The 251-nt window shown below is 57.0% G+C and carries 1 protein-coding gene; it reads left to right on the top strand.

Annotated features, from left to right (window positions below):
- Window positions 1-251: enoyl-CoA hydratase-related protein (locus tag MXD62_RS09205; protein ID WP_248828946.1), on the top strand; the 251-nt coding region annotated here is incomplete at both ends.

The raw sequence follows: 251 nt of genomic DNA, 5'->3' as shown, positions 1-251 counted from the left end.
ATGGAAGCGCAGGATGACAACTGGTTCGAGCTGGAAATGATGGTGAAGAGTTTCCACAAAGCAAACGACGCGCTGCGTAACATGCACCGACCCGTTGTTGCCGCACCGTTTGGCATGACGCTGGGTGGCGGCGTTGAGGTGTGCTACCTCGCTGACCGTGTGCAGGCATCAGCAGAAACCTATCTCGGTCTGGTTGAAGTGGGCGTAGGCTTGCTGCCAGGCGGCGGTGGTACGAAAGAGATGCTCTTTAG

This window comes from Frankia sp. Mgl5 (genome assembly GCF_023242985.1).
Taxonomy (GTDB): Bacteria; Actinomycetota; Actinomycetes; order Frankiales; family Frankiaceae; genus Parafrankia; species Parafrankia soli.
This window is presented reverse-complemented; position numbering and strand designations above follow the sequence as displayed.